Raw genomic sequence first — 14,828 nt, 5'->3', positions numbered from 1 at the left:
GGCTTTTCTTTTGCGGCCCAAGCCGCACACCGATCAAAACTTGACTTTCGTGGGTAAAACCCCGAAGCCAGTCAGCCAATTGAACCAGAAGACCGCGAGCGCATGGCAGAACAGACGACAAAAGATGACAAGCCGCTTTTCGGGCGCCCGTGGATCTTCATCCGCGGCGTGCCCTCGATGAAATTCCTGCCGCCGGAAGGGCCGTTGGAAGTGGCTTTCGCCGGACGCTCGAATGTCGGCAAGTCATCGCTGATCAATGCGCTGGTCGGCCAAAGGGGTCTGGCGCGCACCTCGAATACGCCGGGCCGCACGCAGGAACTCAACTACTTCGTTCCCGACGGCTTTTCCGGCGAGGGCGGCGACCTGCCGCCGATGGCGCTGGTGGACATGCCCGGCTACGGCTATGCCGAAGCGCCGAAGGAGCAGGTGGACGCCTGGACGAATCTTGTCTTCGACTATCTTCGTGGCCGGGCGACGCTGAAGCGCGTCTATCTGCTGATCGACAGCCGCCACGGCATTAAAAAGAACGACGATGAGGTCTTGAGCCTCCTCGACAAGGCAGCGGTTTCCTATCAGATCGTGCTGACCAAGACCGACAAGATCAAGGCCGCAGGCCTGCCGAAACTGATGGCCGATACGGCCGAAAAAATCCGCAAGCGCCCCGCCGCCTATCCCGGCATCCTCGCCACCTCCTCGGAAAAGAGCGAGGGCCTTGACGATTTGCGTCAAGCGATCGGCCTGACGGTCGGCATTGCCGTCTAACGATTGAAAAAGACCGCCACCCTCGACGCGTCGAGGATGGCGGCCATGCTGCCGATGGTCGTTACATTTTCGGCAATAGCACCTTGTCGACTACATGGATCACGCCGTTCGACTGCTTTACGTCGGCGATGGTGATGTGAGCGGTGCCACCGGCTTCGTCGGTCAGCGTCAGCTTGCCGCTCTTCTCCGTGGCCTTGATCGTGCAGCCGCCGACCGTCTTCAGGTCGTATTCGCCGCCATTGCTCATGGACATCTTCTTGATGGCGGCGGACATGTCATCGCCGGCGACGACGTGACAGGTCAGGACCTTCGTCAGCGTCGCCTTGTTCTCCGGCTTCAGCAGCGTCTCGACCGTACCGGGCGGCAGCTTCTTGAAGGCTTCGTTGGTGGGCGCGAAGACGGTGAAGGGGCCCTTGCTCTCCAGCGTATCGACGAGGCCGGCTGCCTTGACGGCGGCGACCAGCGTCGTGTGGTCCTTCGAGTTCACGGCATTTTCGATGATATTCTTGTTGGCGAACATAGGCGCGCCGCCAACGGTTGGGTTCTTTGCATGGGCGAGGCCGGTCGCGGCCGAAAGTGTTACGGCCACCGCGGCGATGCGGATCACAGTGTTGATCATGGGCTTATCCTCTTCCTCTCTTGCCCCGATTAGGCGGGGTCAGAGCAAGGTACGGAGGCACCGGAAGAAGAGTTTCAGCCTCGGTTCTTTTTCGAAGGAAAGATGTTTCAGGGCAGATGGATCGTGCCGGAGGCGATGACATCGCCCGTGGGCTTGCCCGTTGGCGAACCGCCGAAGGGTTCGACGCTGACGGCGATGATCGCGCCTTCCGTCAGTTTGCCATGAACCTCCTGCGGCAGGACGATCTCGCCCTCGCCGGTCTGCGGCAAAACTCCGAGCGCCTCCGCAGGATCGCTGCCACGGATCAGCCAGAGTTCCAAGGATTTTTCCTGGGGCTGGCCGGCCGCGACCGGCGTCACCCTCAGCCGCCCGCTGGCAGCGTCATAGTCAGCCAGCAAATTGATGGCGCTGTTTTGCCCCGAAAGAGAAGCGGTGAGCTGCTTGCCCGGCGACGGCCGCGAGACATTGTTGTTGGTGATGGTGAAGACCAGGACGCCGGCTGCAAGAAACAATGAACCGAAGGCGACGGAGCGCCAGAGCAACAGCGAATTCCAGAGATTGGCGCCGGAAGCGGCTTCTCCGAAAATGCGCCTCTCGATCTTGGGAAAGACCGAGGCTGCCGGCGTGACCGTGTCGTAGTCGTCGTTGAATCCTGAAAGATTCTGCTCCCAGCGGCTGACGATAGCGGCGAACTGCCGATCGCTGCGCATGCGCCGCTCTACCTTCTGCCGATCCTCCAATGACAGCACGCCGAGCACATATTCTCCGGCCAGGACTTCATCACGGGAACGGCCTCCCTTGCTTTGATCAGGCGTACTCATCGGTCCATGCACTCTCTCAGTCTAATCAGGCTTCGGCGCAGCCAGGTACGCATGGTATTCAAAGGCACCGCATATTGCTCGGCGAGTTCCTGGTAGCTCAGGCCCTCGACATAGGCGCTACGAACAGCTTGAGCTCGATCAGCTTCCAACTCTTCCATGCACCTGTCAATCCGCCTTCCCTCTCCCTTCACCATTGCCTGCTCTTCGGGACTCGGTTCGGTGTCGGCAAGATCATAGGCGGTGTCAATTTCGTCGGCGACAGGTTTTCGGGCGCGGATGGCATCGATCGATTGATTGCGCGCAATCGTCGTCAACCACGGCATCGCCGACCCTTCCGAGGCGAGATAACGCTCGGCCCGCTGCCAGATTTTCACATAGACCTCCTGCAAAATCTCCTCAGCATCCGTCTTGTTGCCGAGGATACGCAGGCAGACGGCATAGAGTTTCGGACTGGTCTTTTTGTAGAGCGCGGCAAATGCTTTCTGATCGCGCATCGCGACCCGGCCGATGAGCGCCTCTATCTCCTCACTCGCCATCCGATCCCCCGATCGCGGCTTCCTCCGGCTATCTTAAGGGAAAAGCGCCGGGCCGCAAGCTCACTCAAAGGATGATGCCGCGCAGGGGCGATCTGACGCAGGAAAAACTAATCCTGTCATCATTATTCCCTCTGTCAAAAACTTGAGATAAAAGGCCGCGAACAATTCCACGGGGTGCCCCATGTCCGAATCCCAAAGCGAACTCCAAGCCAGCCTGCTGGCTCAAGCCCTGCCCTACATGCAGCGTTATGAAAACAAGACCATCGTGGTGAAATACGGTGGCCATGCCATGGGCAATGCCGAGCTTGGCAAGGCGTTTGCGGCCGATATCGCGCTTTTGAAGCAGTCGGGCGTCAACCCGATCGTCGTCCATGGCGGCGGCCCGCAGATTGGCGCCATGCTGACGAAGATGGGCATCGAATCAAAATTCGAAGGCGGCCTGCGCGTCACCGACGCCAAGACGGTCGAGATCGTCGAAATGGTGCTGGCGGGCTCGATCAACAAGGAAATCGTCGCGCTGATCAACCAGACAGGCGAATGGGCGATTGGCCTTTGCGGCAAGGACGGCAACATGGTCTTCGCCGAAAAGGCGCATAAGACCGTCAAGGACCCGGATTCCAACATCGAACGCGTGCTCGATCTCGGTTTCGTCGGCGAAGTGGTCGAAGTCGACCGCACGCTGCTCGATCTTCTGGCAAAGTCGGAAATGATCCCGGTCATCGCTCCGGTTGCTCCCGGCCGCGACGGCGCCACCTACAATATCAATGCCGACACCTTCGCCGGCGCTATTGCCGGCGCGCTCAGCGCTACCCGCCTGCTCTTCCTCACCGACGTTCCGGGCGTGCTCGACAAGCATGGTCAGTTGATCAAGGAACTCTCCGTCGCCCAGGCGCATGCGCTGATCGCCGACGGCACGATTTCCGGCGGCATGATCCCGAAGGTCGAGACCTGCATCGATGCCATCAGGGCCGGTGTCCAGGGCGTCGTCATCCTCAACGGCAAGACCGCCCATTCCGTGCTGCTCGAAATCTTCACCGAACATGGTGCCGGTACGCTGATCGTTCCCTAAGAGCCCGACTCGAACCTCATAGCAACCGCGCCAGCGCCGCGTGCGGAGCATGCGGCGTTGATGAAAGCCTGTGCGCAAGCGTTGGTGACCTCGTAGTCCCTGGCCAGGCGCAGATTATCGTTGCTAGCATCGGCGCGATCGCCTGCGTTACGGTAGCGATCTGACCGATGCGGGAATCGGAGTTGATCGCCCCATTGATGATGCTGCGCCCGGCGAACCTCCCTTTCGTCGAGCTCACCTTCACCTACAACAAGATCTTTCCATGAAGCTCCGCCCTTTCCATCATGTCGTGGATTTTTTGTATCTTCTGACGGCGCAGAATGTCTAAATGGGCTTGTCTCGCCCGACATTGGTTGGTCGGAGCCTGGGTGCTCTGCAAAATCGATAGGAGACAAAATGAAGTACATGATGCTTATCCATCACGATGATGCTGCCCTTGCCAAGGCGAACCAGAGTGAGCTCTGGGCCGATTACGCAGCCTTCAATGAGGCGCTCGCGAAGGCCGGAGGCAGTTCCGGAGTGCGGCTTCAGCCTGCTTCGGCGGCAACCAGCGTTCGCATACGCGACGGCAAGACCGAGGTTATTGACGGCCCATACGCAGACACCAAGGAGAAGTTTGCTGGCTACTTCACGATTGATGCAGCCACTCTCGAAGAGGCCGCAACCTGGGCTCAACGGTGCCCAAGCGCCCGCTACGGCACAATCGAGGTCCGACCGATCATGGATATGGGCCAATAGCGAGGCGCCATGAATAGTGACAAGGCGCGCCAGGTTGTCGAGCGGATAGCACGCGAAAGCTATGGGCGCCTTGTTGCACTGCTCGTCGTGAGGACGCGCGACGTTGTCTCCGCGGAAGACCTGCTGGCAGAAGCATTCGCGGCGGCGCTGGAGCAATGGCCGACCCAAGGCGTACCCACCAATCCCGATGGCTGGCTCGTCACCGTTGCTCAGCGGCGTCATTTGGACCTTTTGCGTAGAGGGCAGGTCCAAACGAATGGTGAGCCTCATCTGCAGATGCTCGCCTCTGAGATCCAAGAAGCCACCCGCATGTCGGAAGAGCTACCTGATCGGCGTCTCGTACTCATGTTTGCGTGCGCACATCCACTGATCGAGCGGGGGGCGAGGGCGCCCCTCATCCTGCAAACAGTTCTTGGCATTACCGCAAAGGCTATCGCATCAGCCTTCCTCGTTTCGCCAGCAAGCATGAGCCAGCGTCTGGTACGGGCCAAAGCGCACATCAAGGAGAGCGGCATTCCCTTCAGCGTGCCGGATCAAAACGAAATGCCGGAGCGATTGAATGCGGTGCTCGAAGCGCTATACGCCGCATATTCCACCGGATGGGATGAAGCCCAGGAAGGCACATCCGAACTCGCGCCGGAGGCAATCTGGCTTAGCAGCCTAATCGCAAAGATGCTGCCCGAGGAGCCGGAAGCCAAGGCGTTATTGGCAATGATGCTGTATGCCGAAGCTCGGCGCAACGCTCGTCGCGATCACGAAGGATGCTACGTCCCGATTGACGAGCAGGACGTTGCGCTGTGGGACAGGACGCAAATCTCCAGCGCTGAGAAATTGTTGCACGCCTGCAATCGATCCGGACCGACGGGACGCTACCAGTTGGAAGCAGCTATCCAGTCGGCTCATATCGCGCAAAGGCTTACCGGCACCAATTGCTGGCCGGCAATTCTATCGCTTTACGATCATCTCGTATCATTGACAAACTCTCCAGTGGCCATGCTTAACCGGGCTGCCGCATTGGCTGAGGTCGCGGGGCCGGATGCGGCTTTGGCGGAACTGTCCGGAATTTCCAACGACAAGCGCATCCTTGGTTATCAGCCCTACTGGGCGACGCTTGGCCATTTGAACCTTCGTGCAGGCAACGTTGAGGCTGGTTGCGAGGCGTTGAGGGTCGCCATTGGATTGTCGACCGACCATGCCGTACGGCAGCACTTGAGGCTACGCCTGCGTACTGCCAGCCCCGGTCAGAATCTATCTGCCGTGGACTGACAGTAGCGCCTCAGCGCGGCCTCTGAGAAAAATGGGCCCTCTCCCTTACCGGAAGGGACGCGATTCTCTCGCGATTGCCGATTGTGCGTTCAACCGAAATCAGTCGAGCGCGTCAGGCCTTCCCACGCGGTGATCTCCTCGCTCAGGGCGGCGATTTTTCCACGCACCACGTTCAGGGCGTCGGTTCCGAGCAAGAGATGGACCGGCGGCTCGTCTGACGCCACCAACGCCAATATAGCCGCGGCAGCCTTGCTGGGATCGCCTGCCTGGTTGCCGCTCTTTTCCTCGCGCGCCCTGCGTATGGGGTCGAACAGTGCGTCATAATCGGCAATGCTGCGGCCGGTGCGAACCATGGAGCGACCGGCCCAATCCGTGCGGAACGAACCCGGCGCAACCGCCGTGACTTTGATACCGAAATCCTTCACTTCCTTTGCCAGCACCTCGCTGATGCCTTCCAGGGCAAATTTGCTGCCGCAGTAATAGGCGATGCCGGGCATGGTGATGAAGCCGCCCATCGACGTAATGTTGATGATGTGGCCGGCACGGCGGCGGCGCATGAAGGGCAGCACCGCCTTGGTCATCGCCACTGCACCGAAGACGTTGACGTCGAATTGACGGCGCATCTCGTCAAGCGGCGATTCCTCCAGCGTCCCTTCGTGGCCATAGCCGGCATTGTTGATCAACACGTCGATCGGACCGAGGTCTGCTTCAATGCGCGCGATGGCAGGGTCGATGGCGGCAAAATCGGTCACATCCAGAAGGATGGCTTTGGCGCGGCCCGGTGCCATGGCCTCGAACTGCTGTTGGCCGGCAGCGTTGCGGACTGTGCCAGCAACCCGGTGGCCGGCGGCGAGGGCCGCCTCGGCAAAGGCGCGGCCGAAGCCGGAACTGACGCCGGTGATCAGGAAAAGTTTGTTATCTTTCGAATTCATGGGGAAGCTCCTTGCTGTCAGCGCGCTCGACACTCGGCCAAGCGGTCACGTGTTGCCTATGTGGATGCGGTCTGACTGACAGTCCAATATATTGCAGTGACTTTGTTCATATTCTAAAGATATCGCTTGTCAGTCAGCTGCGGGGAACGCGATGGAGTTGCGCCATATCAAATATTTCCTGGCCGTCGCCGAGGAGCTGAATTTCACCCGTGCGGCCCGGCGCGTCGGCATCGGCCAGCCACCGCTCAGCAATCAGATCCGCGATCTGGAGGAGGAGATCGGCGCGCCTTTGTTTCGCCGTCTGCCGCATGGCGCCGAATTGACGGAAGCCGGGCAGGCTTTCCTGCCCGAAGCGCGCGCGATCATGACCAAGGCTGAGCATGCGAAGGCCGTGGCACTACGGGCGGCGCGGGGAGAACTCGGGCGGTTGCGTTTGGGCTTTACCGGCTCGTCCGCTTTCAGCCCGATCGTGCCGTCGGCGGTGCGCAGCTTCCGTCGCGCCTACCCTGAGATCGATCTGACACTGCAAGAAGCCTATACGACGCTTCTGCTGGAGCGGCTTGATGCCGAAGAACTGGATGCCGTCTTCATCAGACCGGGCCCCACCGATCCGCCCGGTTTCCGGACGCATTCGCTCGGTGAAGAAGCCATGGTCATCGCACTCCCGTCCGGCCATCCTCTTGCCGGCGCCGCCGCCTTGCCGCTGTCTGCACTTTCGGCTGAACCTTTCGTGCTGTTTCCACGCGAGGCCGGTCCTACCCTGTTCGACGGAATCATCACTGCCTGCCGGCATGCGGGTTTCGAACCGATCCTCGGGCAAATCGCACCGCAGATCACCTCGCTCGCCAACCTCATCGCAGTGGAGCTCGGCGTTTCAGTCGTGCCGTCAGCGGTCGCGCAAATCCGCGTGCCGGGGGTCACCTACGTACCGATCAGCGGTGACGGTCCGGTGGCGCGGCTGGCGCTCGCAACGCGCCGCGGCGAGCGTTCCGCCGTCGTGCAGAACTTCATAGCGCGGGTGCTTGCGGGCAGAGATAGCTAAGGATGATCAGGCCTGTTGATAGAGCGCCTCAGCCTCGCTCTTCAGCATTCCCATCACCGTCCTATAGGGCGCGGGGCCATAGCTTATGCGGCTGACGCCGAGGCTGGCCATGGTGACGTTATCCGGGGTTGCCGGGCGCACCATAATGTTGACCGGCAAAGGAGAGCGATCGCAGATGGCTTCGATCAACTCTGCGTCGACAAGCCCCGGCGCGAAAAAGCCACTCGCGCCGGCCTCGGCAAAGGCATCGGCGCGACGGTAGGCCTCGTCCAGCAGGATCTGATGATGGGCTGTATCGCTTTCCTGCAGGAAAAGATCGGTGCGGGCGTTGATGAATAGCGGGATTTCCCGGCGGTCGGCCATCTGCCTGATGGCACGGATACGGGCCGCCTGCTCCTCTAGCGGGTGAACGCCGCGGCCGCCGACCACCTGATCCTCGAAATTGATGCCGATGGCGCCGTGATCCATGATTTTTTCCACATTGGCCGCGACGGCGTCCGGCTCTATGGCATAGCCACCTTCGAAATCGACAGAAACCGGCAGGTGGCTCGTCACGGAAATCAGACGGGTGATGACCGCCAGCAAGGACAGCGGTATCGCTTCGCCGTCGCCGAAACCGTTGGCGGCGGCGACCGACCAGCTCCCCGTAGCCAGCGCTTTGGCCCCGGCTTCAGTAACCACCTTGGCCGAGCCGGCGTCCCAGATATTGAAGAGGATCAGCGGATCGCCCTTCCGATGCAGCCGAGCGAACTCCTCTGCCTTTTCCACTTGACCCATCTTATCCCCCTCCGCAAAAACCCGACCGGGCATGTCCTGCCCTTTGTATCCGAAGAGGCACAAGCTCTTCTTCAATCGGGCAAATAGCGCGCAACCTCACAAATCAATCAGTAAAACCATAGCCTGCGTTGGAATTCCCGGCAATATCTGTGATATTCGTCATATACGCCGCAAGCATATTTTCCTTTTCCTCAGGCGATGCCGCATGCCATAAGGCCGCCATGACCCAGACAAAAACGTTGCCCCAACCCGTCGATTTCTCAGATATCCGCGACTGGGTGTTCGATCTCGACAACACGCTCTATCCGCATCACGTCGATCTCTTCTCACAGATCGACAAGAACATGACGGCCTATGTTTCGGCGCTCCTGCAGATGGAACGGGACGAGGCGCGAAAGCTGCAAAAACAGTATTATCTCAACCACGGCACAACGTTGCAGGGGCTGATGATCCATCACCGCATCGATCCCAACGACTTCCTGGAAAAGGCGCATGCGATCGATTATTCGGCGCTGACGCCGCAGCCGGAGCTCGCTGCCGCCATCAAGGCGCTGCCGGGGCGCAAGTTCATTTTCACCAACGGCAGTGTCAAGCATGCACAGGCGACCGCCGAAGCACTCGGCATCCTCGATAACTTCGATGACATCTTCGACATCGTCGCGGCCGACTACGTGCCGAAGCCGGCCGGCAGCACCTATGACAAGTTCATGAGCCTCAACCGGGTGGACACGAAGCGGGCGGCAATGTTCGAAGACCTGCCGCGCAATCTCACCGTGCCGAAAGCGCTCGGCATGAAGACTGTGCTGCTCGTGCCGCAAAATCTCGAAGGCACGGTGGTCGAATGGTGGGAAAAGACGAGCGGTGACGACGATCATATCGACTATGTAACCGACAATCTCACTGCTTTTCTCAAAGCACTGATTTAACGGTTTTTTAAGATCGGGTTACCAAAGTTTCATCCGCCTTACGGATGTTTAATTGGCCGTTTTTTTCCTTCAGCCGTATCGTTTGATCATTCCTCGGCATGAAAGGAAAAACGATGAACGGAAAAAAACTTCTTCTGGCGGGCCTTTCCGCAACCTTTCTGGTCGGCGCCGCCGTCCAGGCAAGCTTTGCCGCTCCGCAGGGCAATGATGGCATGGGCGGCGGCCACGGTGGCCGCTGGCATCGCCCGGGCTTTTCGCCGGAAGTCGCCTATGTACGGATGCTCAAGCAATTCGACACCAATGGCGACATGAAGATTTCCAAGGACGAGCTCAAGGTTGGCGTCGACAAGATTTTTGACCAGATCGACACCAACAAGGACGGCGAGATCACCCCGGCCGAAGTCAAAGCCTATCGCCAGGAACGTATCAAGGAGTGGCGTGCCGAACGCGCGAAGGCCAAGGGCGACGACACCAAAAACGATCAGGCTCAGGCCGGCGACAACAAGGGCGGCAAGGGCCAGCATCGCGGCCACAATCCCCACGCCCGCTTTGTCCGCGAGGCTGCTCTCGTCCGCGGCATGCTGATGTTCCATCGCATCGACACCGACGGCAACGGCCAGATCAGCAAAGCGGAGGCGGAAGCGGCCGCCGACAAGTTCTTCGACCGCATGGATCGCAACCATGACGGCGTGATCTCGCTGGACGACATGCCGAACCGCCCGCTGCTCTAAATATCCGATTGAGTATGCTGACGGTGCCCTAAGCTCAGATCCTCCCACGGACCGATCGAGGCCCGCCTCGCGATGCGACGGCGGGCTTTTTCGTTTTCAGTGCCCGTTATCGTGTTCGTAGAAATCCGCGACGATCTTCCAGGCTTCATCAGCCGTGTCGACGAAGCTGATCAGCTTGACGTCATCGGGCGCAATGGTGCCGAATTCGGCGAGCGCATCGAAATTGATGATATCGCGCCAGAACTTTTCACCGAACAGGATCAGCGGCAGGCGTTCCATGCGGCCGGTCTGGATCAGGGTCAGGCATTCGAACAGCTCGTCGAGCGTGCCGAAACCACCCGGAAACACCGCGATCGCCTTGGCGCGCACCATGAAATGCATCTTGCGGATCGCGAAATAATGGAAATTGAAGCTGAGTTCCGGTGTCACATAGACATTCGGCGCCTGCTCGTGCGGTAACACGATGTTGAGACCAATGGAGGGGGCACCCTCTTCCGAAGCACCACGATTGCCCGCCTCCATGACGCCGGGGCCGCCGCCGGTGACCACCACATATTCATGGAAATCGAAACCGGCGGAGTAGCGCGCGCAAAGCCGGGCGAATTTGCGGGCTTCCTCATAATAGATGGACGCAGCTTCGAGATTGGCCCGTTGCACATCGTTGCGCGCTGCCCAGGCGCTGGTGCCGGGCGCGGGAATACGCGCGCCGCCGAACATGACCACCGTCGACTTGATACCGCGTTCAGTGAGATACATCTCGGTCTTCAGCAGTTCGAGCTGCAGCCGGATCGGCCGCAATTCCTCACGGCAGAGGAAATCCTCGTCGGCATAGGCGAGCCGATAGGAAGGCGACATCGATTGCGGCGTCTTCGGCACGGATTCGGCCCGCTTCTTGTCGGCCGAGCTGGTCTTCAGGGGATCCCATACCCCATCCTTACGCCTCAGCCTGCCGTTCTTCGCCTTGCTCATTTCCAATGCCTTTCAATAGGTCCTTCAAGCGCCGCCATGCATAGAAGCACGAACGGCGGAGCACCGCTATGCCCCTGTAACGCCTTGAATCCAAGCTTAATCTGTACCGAAAAATCATTCCATTTTTCAGGCCCATGCTGTAGGACCAATCGACCGCATGTCCGGACACTCTTCCGACCGCAACGATAGCCATTGAAGTTTAAGGAATTCTCATGAGCGCTACCGATCTTGCCTCTCTCGAAAAGACCATCGAGGCCGCATTCGACAATCGCGATAACGTGAACACATCGACGCGCGGCGAAGTTCGCGACGCCGTCGAGACGGCGCTGAACCTGCTAGACAGCGGCAAGGTGCGTGTTGCCGAACGCGGGTCCGACGGAAACTGGACGGTCAATCAGTGGCTTAAGAAAGCGGTGCTGCTCTCCTTCCGTCTGAACGACATGCAGATCGTCGACGGCGGCCCCGGCGGCTCGACCTGGTGGGACAAAGTGCCGTCGAAGTTCGAAGGCTGGGGCGAAAACCGGTTCAGGGACGCGGGTTTCCGCGCCGTCCCGAACGCGGTCGTCCGCCGCTCGGCCTACATCGCTCCCAACGCCATCCTGATGCCCTCCTTTGTCAATCTCGGCGCTTATGTCGGCGAGGGCACGATGGTCGACACCTGGGCGACCGTCGGTTCCTGCGCGCAGATCGGCAAGCACGTGCATCTCTCGGGCGGCGTCGGCATCGGCGGCGTGCTGGAGCCGATGCAGGCCGGCCCGACGATCATCGAGGACAACTGCTTCATCGGCGCGCGTTCGGAAGTGGTCGAAGGCTGCATCATTCGCGAAGGCTCGGTACTCGGCATGGGCGTCTTCATCGGCAAGTCGACCAAGATCGTCGACCGCGCCACCGGCGAGATCACCTATGGCGAAGTGCCCCCCTACTCCGTCGTCGTCGCCGGCGCGCTGCCAAGCGGCAACACGATGGCGAATGGGCAGCCGGCTCCGAGCCTCTATTGTGCCGTGATCGTAAAGCGCGTCGATGAAAAGACCCGCTCGAAGACCGGCATCAACGAGCTGCTGCGCGACTGATATGATTTCGGGAGCGCGCCTTCTGGGAAGCGCTCCCGCACGTTTATCGGGTGACAGCCCCTATATGATTGGCTAGAACCGCGGCAGAGATTTTCGGGCTGTCGCCTGCCGTTTGCCATCGCTTTGCCATTTCCCGCCGGATAAGTAGCCTCCGATGACCGTCACCGATCCTGTCGCCAATTTGCAAACCCTGATCCGCTGTGCGTCCGTGACGCCGGCCGAAGGCGGCGCGCTTGCCGCGCTCACCGATATCCTGCTCCCGCTCGGCTTCAAGGTGGAGCGTATGACGGCCAGTGCGCCGGGCACGCCCGATATTGAGAACCTTTATGCCCGCCTCGGCACGGAGGGGCCGCATCTGATGTTTGCCGGCCATACGGACGTCGTTCCGGTCGGCGACTCGGCCTCCTGGAGCCATCCGCCCTTTGCCGCCGAAATTGCAGATGGTGAGCTCTTCGGCCGCGGCGCGGTCGACATGAAGGGCGGCATCGCCTGTTTTGCCGCCGCGGTTGCCCGCCATATCGAGAAGCATGGCGTCCCTGCAGGCTCCATCTCCTTCCTAATCACCGGCGACGAGGAAGGTCCGGCCATCAACGGCACGATCAAGCTGCTACAATGGGCGGCCGAGCGGGGTGAGCAGTGGGATGCCTCCGTCGTCGGCGAACCGACCAATCCGGAGAGCCTCGGCGACATGATCAAGATCGGCCGCCGCGGCTCGCTGTCCGGCTGGATCACCGTCCACGGCGTACAGGGTCATGCCGCCTATCCGCATCTCGCTGACAATCCGGTGCGCAGCATCGTCAAGCTCACCGAGGCGCTGCTTGATCCGCCTTTCGACACCGGCACCGACAACTTCCAGCCGTCAAACCTCGAAGTGACCACGATCGATGTCGGCAACGCCGCCACAAACGTCATTGCCGCCAAGGCGACGGCTGCCTTCAACATTCGTTTCAACGACACATGGACTGTCGAGACGCTGAAAGCGGAAATCCTTGCCCGCCTTGATGCCGCCGCCGCCGACCAATCGCTTCGACCCGGTCGTGAGCCGACTAAATATGACATCACGTGGTCCGAACGTCCGAGCCAGGTCTTCCTGACGCGCAACAACGCGCTGATCGCTTCGCTGTCATCGGCGATCGAAAACGTCACCGGCCGCATGCCGAAGCTTTCGACCACCGGCGGCACCTCGGATGCACGCTACATCAAGGATTATTGCCCAGTGGTGGAGTTCGGCCTTGTCGGCCAGACCATGCACATGGTCGATGAGCGCGTGGCGCTATCAGATCTCGAAACGCTTACCGAGATCTACGAGACCTTCATCCAGCGCTGGTTTGCGAATGCCGACCTTTAGGGAAGTCCAATACTATCTGGCGGGCTTGTGGCTGTTGATCCGCATGGATGCGCGCGGCTTCCAATATCTCGACATATCAGATCGCGGCATGCTGCGATCCTTCTGGGCGATTCTGTGGAGTCTGCCGTCGATCGGCATTTCATGGCTCTGGTGGCAGCAGGCCTATCTCACCGCCATGCCGCCGGAAACCTCGACCGGCATAGCCTTCTTCTTTCGCCTGGCATTGGTTGAGGCAGCAAGCTGGCTTCTGCCGTTGATACTTGCCGGCGTGTTGCTGATGATCTTTCGTTTCGGCGACAAATTCGCGCCTATCGTCGTTGTCGTGAACTGGCTCGGCCTCCCGACCTCCTATCTCAATTCCCTGCTGATCGCTCTGCTCGCCTTTGTCCCCGGCTCCAGCGGGCTGGCGGCCATCCTATGGCTCGCGTTGATGATGGCGATCGTCTTCTCGCTCGCGCGTATCCTCAGGATGATCTGCGGCACGCATCCTCTTTTCGTCGGCGCGCTGACGCTGATACTGCTGATCCCGACCATGCTGCTGACGGATTTTCTGCAGCGCTTCCTCGGCGTCTATCCGCCTGGCTGAACCGGATAGGCACCGCTGACAAAGTGGTAGGCGAAAGCCGATATATCGCCGTCACGTGCTTTGAGGGTTGGTCTTCTCTTCAGAAGAGATCTCTTGTCGCGAATTAACTTCCGCACATAGCAGATACGATTGTAATGTTTGGATGAGGGTCTTTTTCAAAGGGAATTATGAAGCATGCCAAGCGCCATCATCACAATTCTCGACAATCCGTCGGACGAAGATCACCGGGCGATACTCAATCCGTTGCTTGCGTTCAACGACGCCCAAACCGGCGATGACGGATATGAGCAGATCGCAATTATGCTTAAAAACGAAGCAGGCAACGCCGTGGGTGGCTTATGGGCTAAACTCTACTACGACTGGCTTTTCGTGGAGTTGCTTTTTGTTCCCGAAAACCTCCGTGGTGAAGATTTCGGAACGAGGCTTCTCACGCAGGCAGAACAGATCGCGCGACAGAAGACTTGCATCGGCATCTGGCTGGACACGTTCAGCTTCCAAGCTCCGGGCTTTTACGAAAAGAACGGTTATGAGCGCTTTGGGGCTTTGAAAGACTATCCGAAAGGGCGGGAGCGCATCTTTTTTCGTAAGGTGTTCTGAACTGGTGAACCGGGGCAGACGGCCGCGATGTGCGGGCCA

Annotated in this window: 17 protein-coding genes; 11 read left to right on the top strand and 6 right to left on the bottom strand. The window is 59.7% G+C overall.

The features are described from left to right. Window positions 1-102 precede the first annotated feature (102 nt). Window positions 103-762, top strand: coding sequence for a ribosome biogenesis GTP-binding protein YihA/YsxC (gene yihA, locus FHT86_RS18495; protein ID WP_133708286.1), 660 nt, complete (start codon window positions 103-105; stop codon window positions 760-762). 61 nt (window positions 763-823) lie between these two features. Here the strand turns inward: yihA and FHT86_RS18490 are convergent, their stop codons facing one another. The 3 genes from FHT86_RS18490 to FHT86_RS18480 form a co-directional block, all read right to left on the bottom strand. Then, window positions 824-1,381 (bottom strand): fasciclin domain-containing protein, encoded by a 558-nt coding sequence (locus tag FHT86_RS18490; RefSeq protein WP_133708285.1) that lies wholly within the window; start codon window positions 1,379-1,381, stop codon window positions 824-826. 107 nt (window positions 1,382-1,488) lie between these two features. Continuing rightward, complete coding sequence (locus tag FHT86_RS18485) at window positions 1,489-2,202, bottom strand: anti-sigma factor domain-containing protein (protein WP_133708284.1); 714 nt, start codon at window positions 2,200-2,202, stop codon at window positions 1,489-1,491. Next, window positions 2,199-2,738, bottom strand: coding sequence for a sigma-70 family RNA polymerase sigma factor (locus FHT86_RS18480; RefSeq protein ID WP_133708283.1), 540 nt, complete (start codon window positions 2,736-2,738; stop codon window positions 2,199-2,201). Before FHT86_RS18480 ends, FHT86_RS18485 begins: the two co-directional genes overlap by 4 nt. A gap of 181 nt (window positions 2,739-2,919) precedes the next feature. Here FHT86_RS18480 and argB point away from each other — a divergent pair, with 181 nt between their 5' ends. The 3 genes from argB to FHT86_RS18465 all read left to right on the top strand — a co-directional run bounded on the left by argB (window position 2,920) and on the right by FHT86_RS18465 (window position 5,811). Next, complete coding sequence (gene argB / locus FHT86_RS18475; protein WP_133708282.1) at window positions 2,920-3,807, top strand: acetylglutamate kinase; 888 nt, start codon at window positions 2,920-2,922, stop codon at window positions 3,805-3,807. 396 nt (window positions 3,808-4,203) lie between these two features. Then, window positions 4,204-4,545, top strand: coding sequence for a YciI family protein (locus tag FHT86_RS18470; protein ID WP_133708281.1), 342 nt, complete (start codon window positions 4,204-4,206; stop codon window positions 4,543-4,545). A gap of 9 nt (window positions 4,546-4,554) precedes the next feature. Beyond that, the gene (locus FHT86_RS18465) at window positions 4,555-5,811 is read left to right on the top strand and encodes an RNA polymerase sigma factor (RefSeq protein ID WP_133708280.1); all 1,257 of its coding nucleotides are present in this window, start codon (window positions 4,555-4,557) and stop codon (window positions 5,809-5,811) included. 89 nt (window positions 5,812-5,900) lie between these two features. Here the strand turns inward: FHT86_RS18465 and FHT86_RS18460 are convergent, their stop codons facing one another. Beyond that, window positions 5,901-6,743: an oxidoreductase gene (locus FHT86_RS18460; RefSeq protein WP_133708279.1), complete on the bottom strand. Its 843-nt coding sequence runs from the start codon at window positions 6,741-6,743 to the stop codon at window positions 5,901-5,903. Window positions 6,744-6,894: 151 nt separating this feature from the next. On the opposite strand from FHT86_RS18460, the gene FHT86_RS18455 reads away from it, so the two are divergent. Beyond that, on the top strand, window positions 6,895-7,785 hold the full coding sequence (locus tag FHT86_RS18455; RefSeq protein WP_133708278.1) for a LysR family transcriptional regulator: 891 nt from the start codon (window positions 6,895-6,897) through the stop codon (window positions 7,783-7,785). A 6-nt stretch (window positions 7,786-7,791) separates the two neighbouring features. On the opposite strand, the gene FHT86_RS18450 is transcribed toward FHT86_RS18455, so the two are convergent. Continuing rightward, the gene (locus FHT86_RS18450) at window positions 7,792-8,562 is read right to left on the bottom strand and encodes an isocitrate lyase/phosphoenolpyruvate mutase family protein (RefSeq protein ID WP_133708277.1); all 771 of its coding nucleotides are present in this window, start codon (window positions 8,560-8,562) and stop codon (window positions 7,792-7,794) included. 221 nt (window positions 8,563-8,783) lie between these two features. Here FHT86_RS18450 and FHT86_RS18445 point away from each other — a divergent pair, with 221 nt between their 5' ends. Together FHT86_RS18445 and FHT86_RS18440 are read left to right on the top strand one after the other, a co-directional pair. Next, window positions 8,784-9,488, top strand: a complete 705-nt coding sequence (locus FHT86_RS18445) for a pyrimidine 5'-nucleotidase (protein WP_133708276.1) — start codon at window positions 8,784-8,786, stop codon at window positions 9,486-9,488. 113 nt (window positions 9,489-9,601) lie between these two features. Then, window positions 9,602-10,219 (top strand): EF-hand domain-containing protein, encoded by a 618-nt coding sequence (locus FHT86_RS18440; protein WP_133708275.1) that lies wholly within the window; start codon window positions 9,602-9,604, stop codon window positions 10,217-10,219. 96 nt (window positions 10,220-10,315) lie between these two features. On the opposite strand, the gene FHT86_RS18435 is transcribed toward FHT86_RS18440, so the two are convergent. Further along, complete coding sequence (locus FHT86_RS18435; RefSeq protein WP_133708274.1) at window positions 10,316-11,188, bottom strand: LOG family protein; 873 nt, start codon at window positions 11,186-11,188, stop codon at window positions 10,316-10,318. 212 nt (window positions 11,189-11,400) lie between these two features. Here FHT86_RS18435 and dapD point away from each other — a divergent pair, with 212 nt between their 5' ends. The 4 genes from dapD to FHT86_RS18415 all read left to right on the top strand — a co-directional run bounded on the left by dapD (window position 11,401) and on the right by FHT86_RS18415 (window position 14,789). Further along, a complete protein-coding gene (dapD, locus tag FHT86_RS18430; protein WP_133708273.1) occupies window positions 11,401-12,258 on the top strand; it encodes a 2,3,4,5-tetrahydropyridine-2,6-dicarboxylate N-succinyltransferase in 858 nt (285 codons plus the stop codon). A gap of 154 nt (window positions 12,259-12,412) precedes the next feature. Continuing rightward, on the top strand, window positions 12,413-13,606 hold the full coding sequence (gene dapE, locus FHT86_RS18425; protein ID WP_133708272.1) for a succinyl-diaminopimelate desuccinylase: 1,194 nt from the start codon (window positions 12,413-12,415) through the stop codon (window positions 13,604-13,606). Next, window positions 13,593-14,192: a hypothetical protein gene (locus FHT86_RS18420; protein ID WP_133708271.1), complete on the top strand. Its 600-nt coding sequence runs from the start codon at window positions 13,593-13,595 to the stop codon at window positions 14,190-14,192. The genes dapE and FHT86_RS18420 overlap by 14 nt, the downstream gene beginning before the upstream one ends. 174 nt (window positions 14,193-14,366) lie before the next feature. Beyond that, complete coding sequence (locus FHT86_RS18415; protein WP_133708270.1) at window positions 14,367-14,789, top strand: GNAT family N-acetyltransferase; 423 nt, start codon at window positions 14,367-14,369, stop codon at window positions 14,787-14,789. The last annotated feature ends 39 nt before the right edge of the window (window positions 14,790-14,828 follow it).

This window comes from Rhizobium sp. BK313, assembly GCF_014193655.1.
In the GTDB taxonomy this organism is placed as follows: Bacteria; Pseudomonadota; Alphaproteobacteria; order Rhizobiales; family Rhizobiaceae; genus Rhizobium.
The sequence above is the reverse complement of the archived record's forward strand: the minus strand, read 5'-3'. Positions and strand labels throughout refer to the sequence as shown.

What these genes read in the sequence shown, in the direction of transcription:
- FHT86_RS18445 (WP_133708276.1), top strand. Translation starts at nt 8,784, where the DNA reads ATGACCCAGACAAAAACGTTGCCCCAACCCGTCGATTTCTCAGATATC.
- FHT86_RS18460 (WP_133708279.1), bottom strand. Translation starts at nt 6,743, where the DNA reads ATGAATTCGAAAGATAACAAACTTTTCCTGATCACCGGCGTCAGTTCC.
- FHT86_RS18455 (WP_133708278.1), top strand. Translation starts at nt 6,895, where the DNA reads ATGGAGTTGCGCCATATCAAATATTTCCTGGCCGTCGCCGAGGAGCTG.
- yihA (WP_133708286.1), top strand. Translation starts at nt 103, where the DNA reads ATGGCAGAACAGACGACAAAAGATGACAAGCCGCTTTTCGGGCGCCCG.
- FHT86_RS18415 (WP_133708270.1), top strand. Translation starts at nt 14,367, where the DNA reads ATGCCAAGCGCCATCATCACAATTCTCGACAATCCGTCGGACGAAGAT.
- FHT86_RS18450 (WP_133708277.1), bottom strand. Translation starts at nt 8,562, where the DNA reads ATGGGTCAAGTGGAAAAGGCAGAGGAGTTCGCTCGGCTGCATCGGAAG.
- argB (WP_133708282.1), top strand. Translation starts at nt 2,920, where the DNA reads ATGTCCGAATCCCAAAGCGAACTCCAAGCCAGCCTGCTGGCTCAAGCC.
- dapD (WP_133708273.1), top strand. Translation starts at nt 11,401, where the DNA reads ATGAGCGCTACCGATCTTGCCTCTCTCGAAAAGACCATCGAGGCCGCA.
- FHT86_RS18435 (WP_133708274.1), bottom strand. Translation starts at nt 11,188, where the DNA reads ATGAGCAAGGCGAAGAACGGCAGGCTGAGGCGTAAGGATGGGGTATGG.
- FHT86_RS18465 (WP_133708280.1), top strand. Translation starts at nt 4,555, where the DNA reads ATGAATAGTGACAAGGCGCGCCAGGTTGTCGAGCGGATAGCACGCGAA.
- FHT86_RS18440 (WP_133708275.1), top strand. Translation starts at nt 9,602, where the DNA reads ATGAACGGAAAAAAACTTCTTCTGGCGGGCCTTTCCGCAACCTTTCTG.
- FHT86_RS18420 (WP_133708271.1), top strand. Translation starts at nt 13,593, where the DNA reads ATGCCGACCTTTAGGGAAGTCCAATACTATCTGGCGGGCTTGTGGCTG.
- dapE (WP_133708272.1), top strand. Translation starts at nt 12,413, where the DNA reads ATGACCGTCACCGATCCTGTCGCCAATTTGCAAACCCTGATCCGCTGT.
- FHT86_RS18490 (WP_133708285.1), bottom strand. Translation starts at nt 1,381, where the DNA reads ATGATCAACACTGTGATCCGCATCGCCGCGGTGGCCGTAACACTTTCG.
- FHT86_RS18470 (WP_133708281.1), top strand. Translation starts at nt 4,204, where the DNA reads ATGAAGTACATGATGCTTATCCATCACGATGATGCTGCCCTTGCCAAG.
- FHT86_RS18480 (WP_133708283.1), bottom strand. Translation starts at nt 2,738, where the DNA reads ATGGCGAGTGAGGAGATAGAGGCGCTCATCGGCCGGGTCGCGATGCGC.
- FHT86_RS18485 (WP_133708284.1), bottom strand. Translation starts at nt 2,202, where the DNA reads ATGAGTACGCCTGATCAAAGCAAGGGAGGCCGTTCCCGTGATGAAGTC.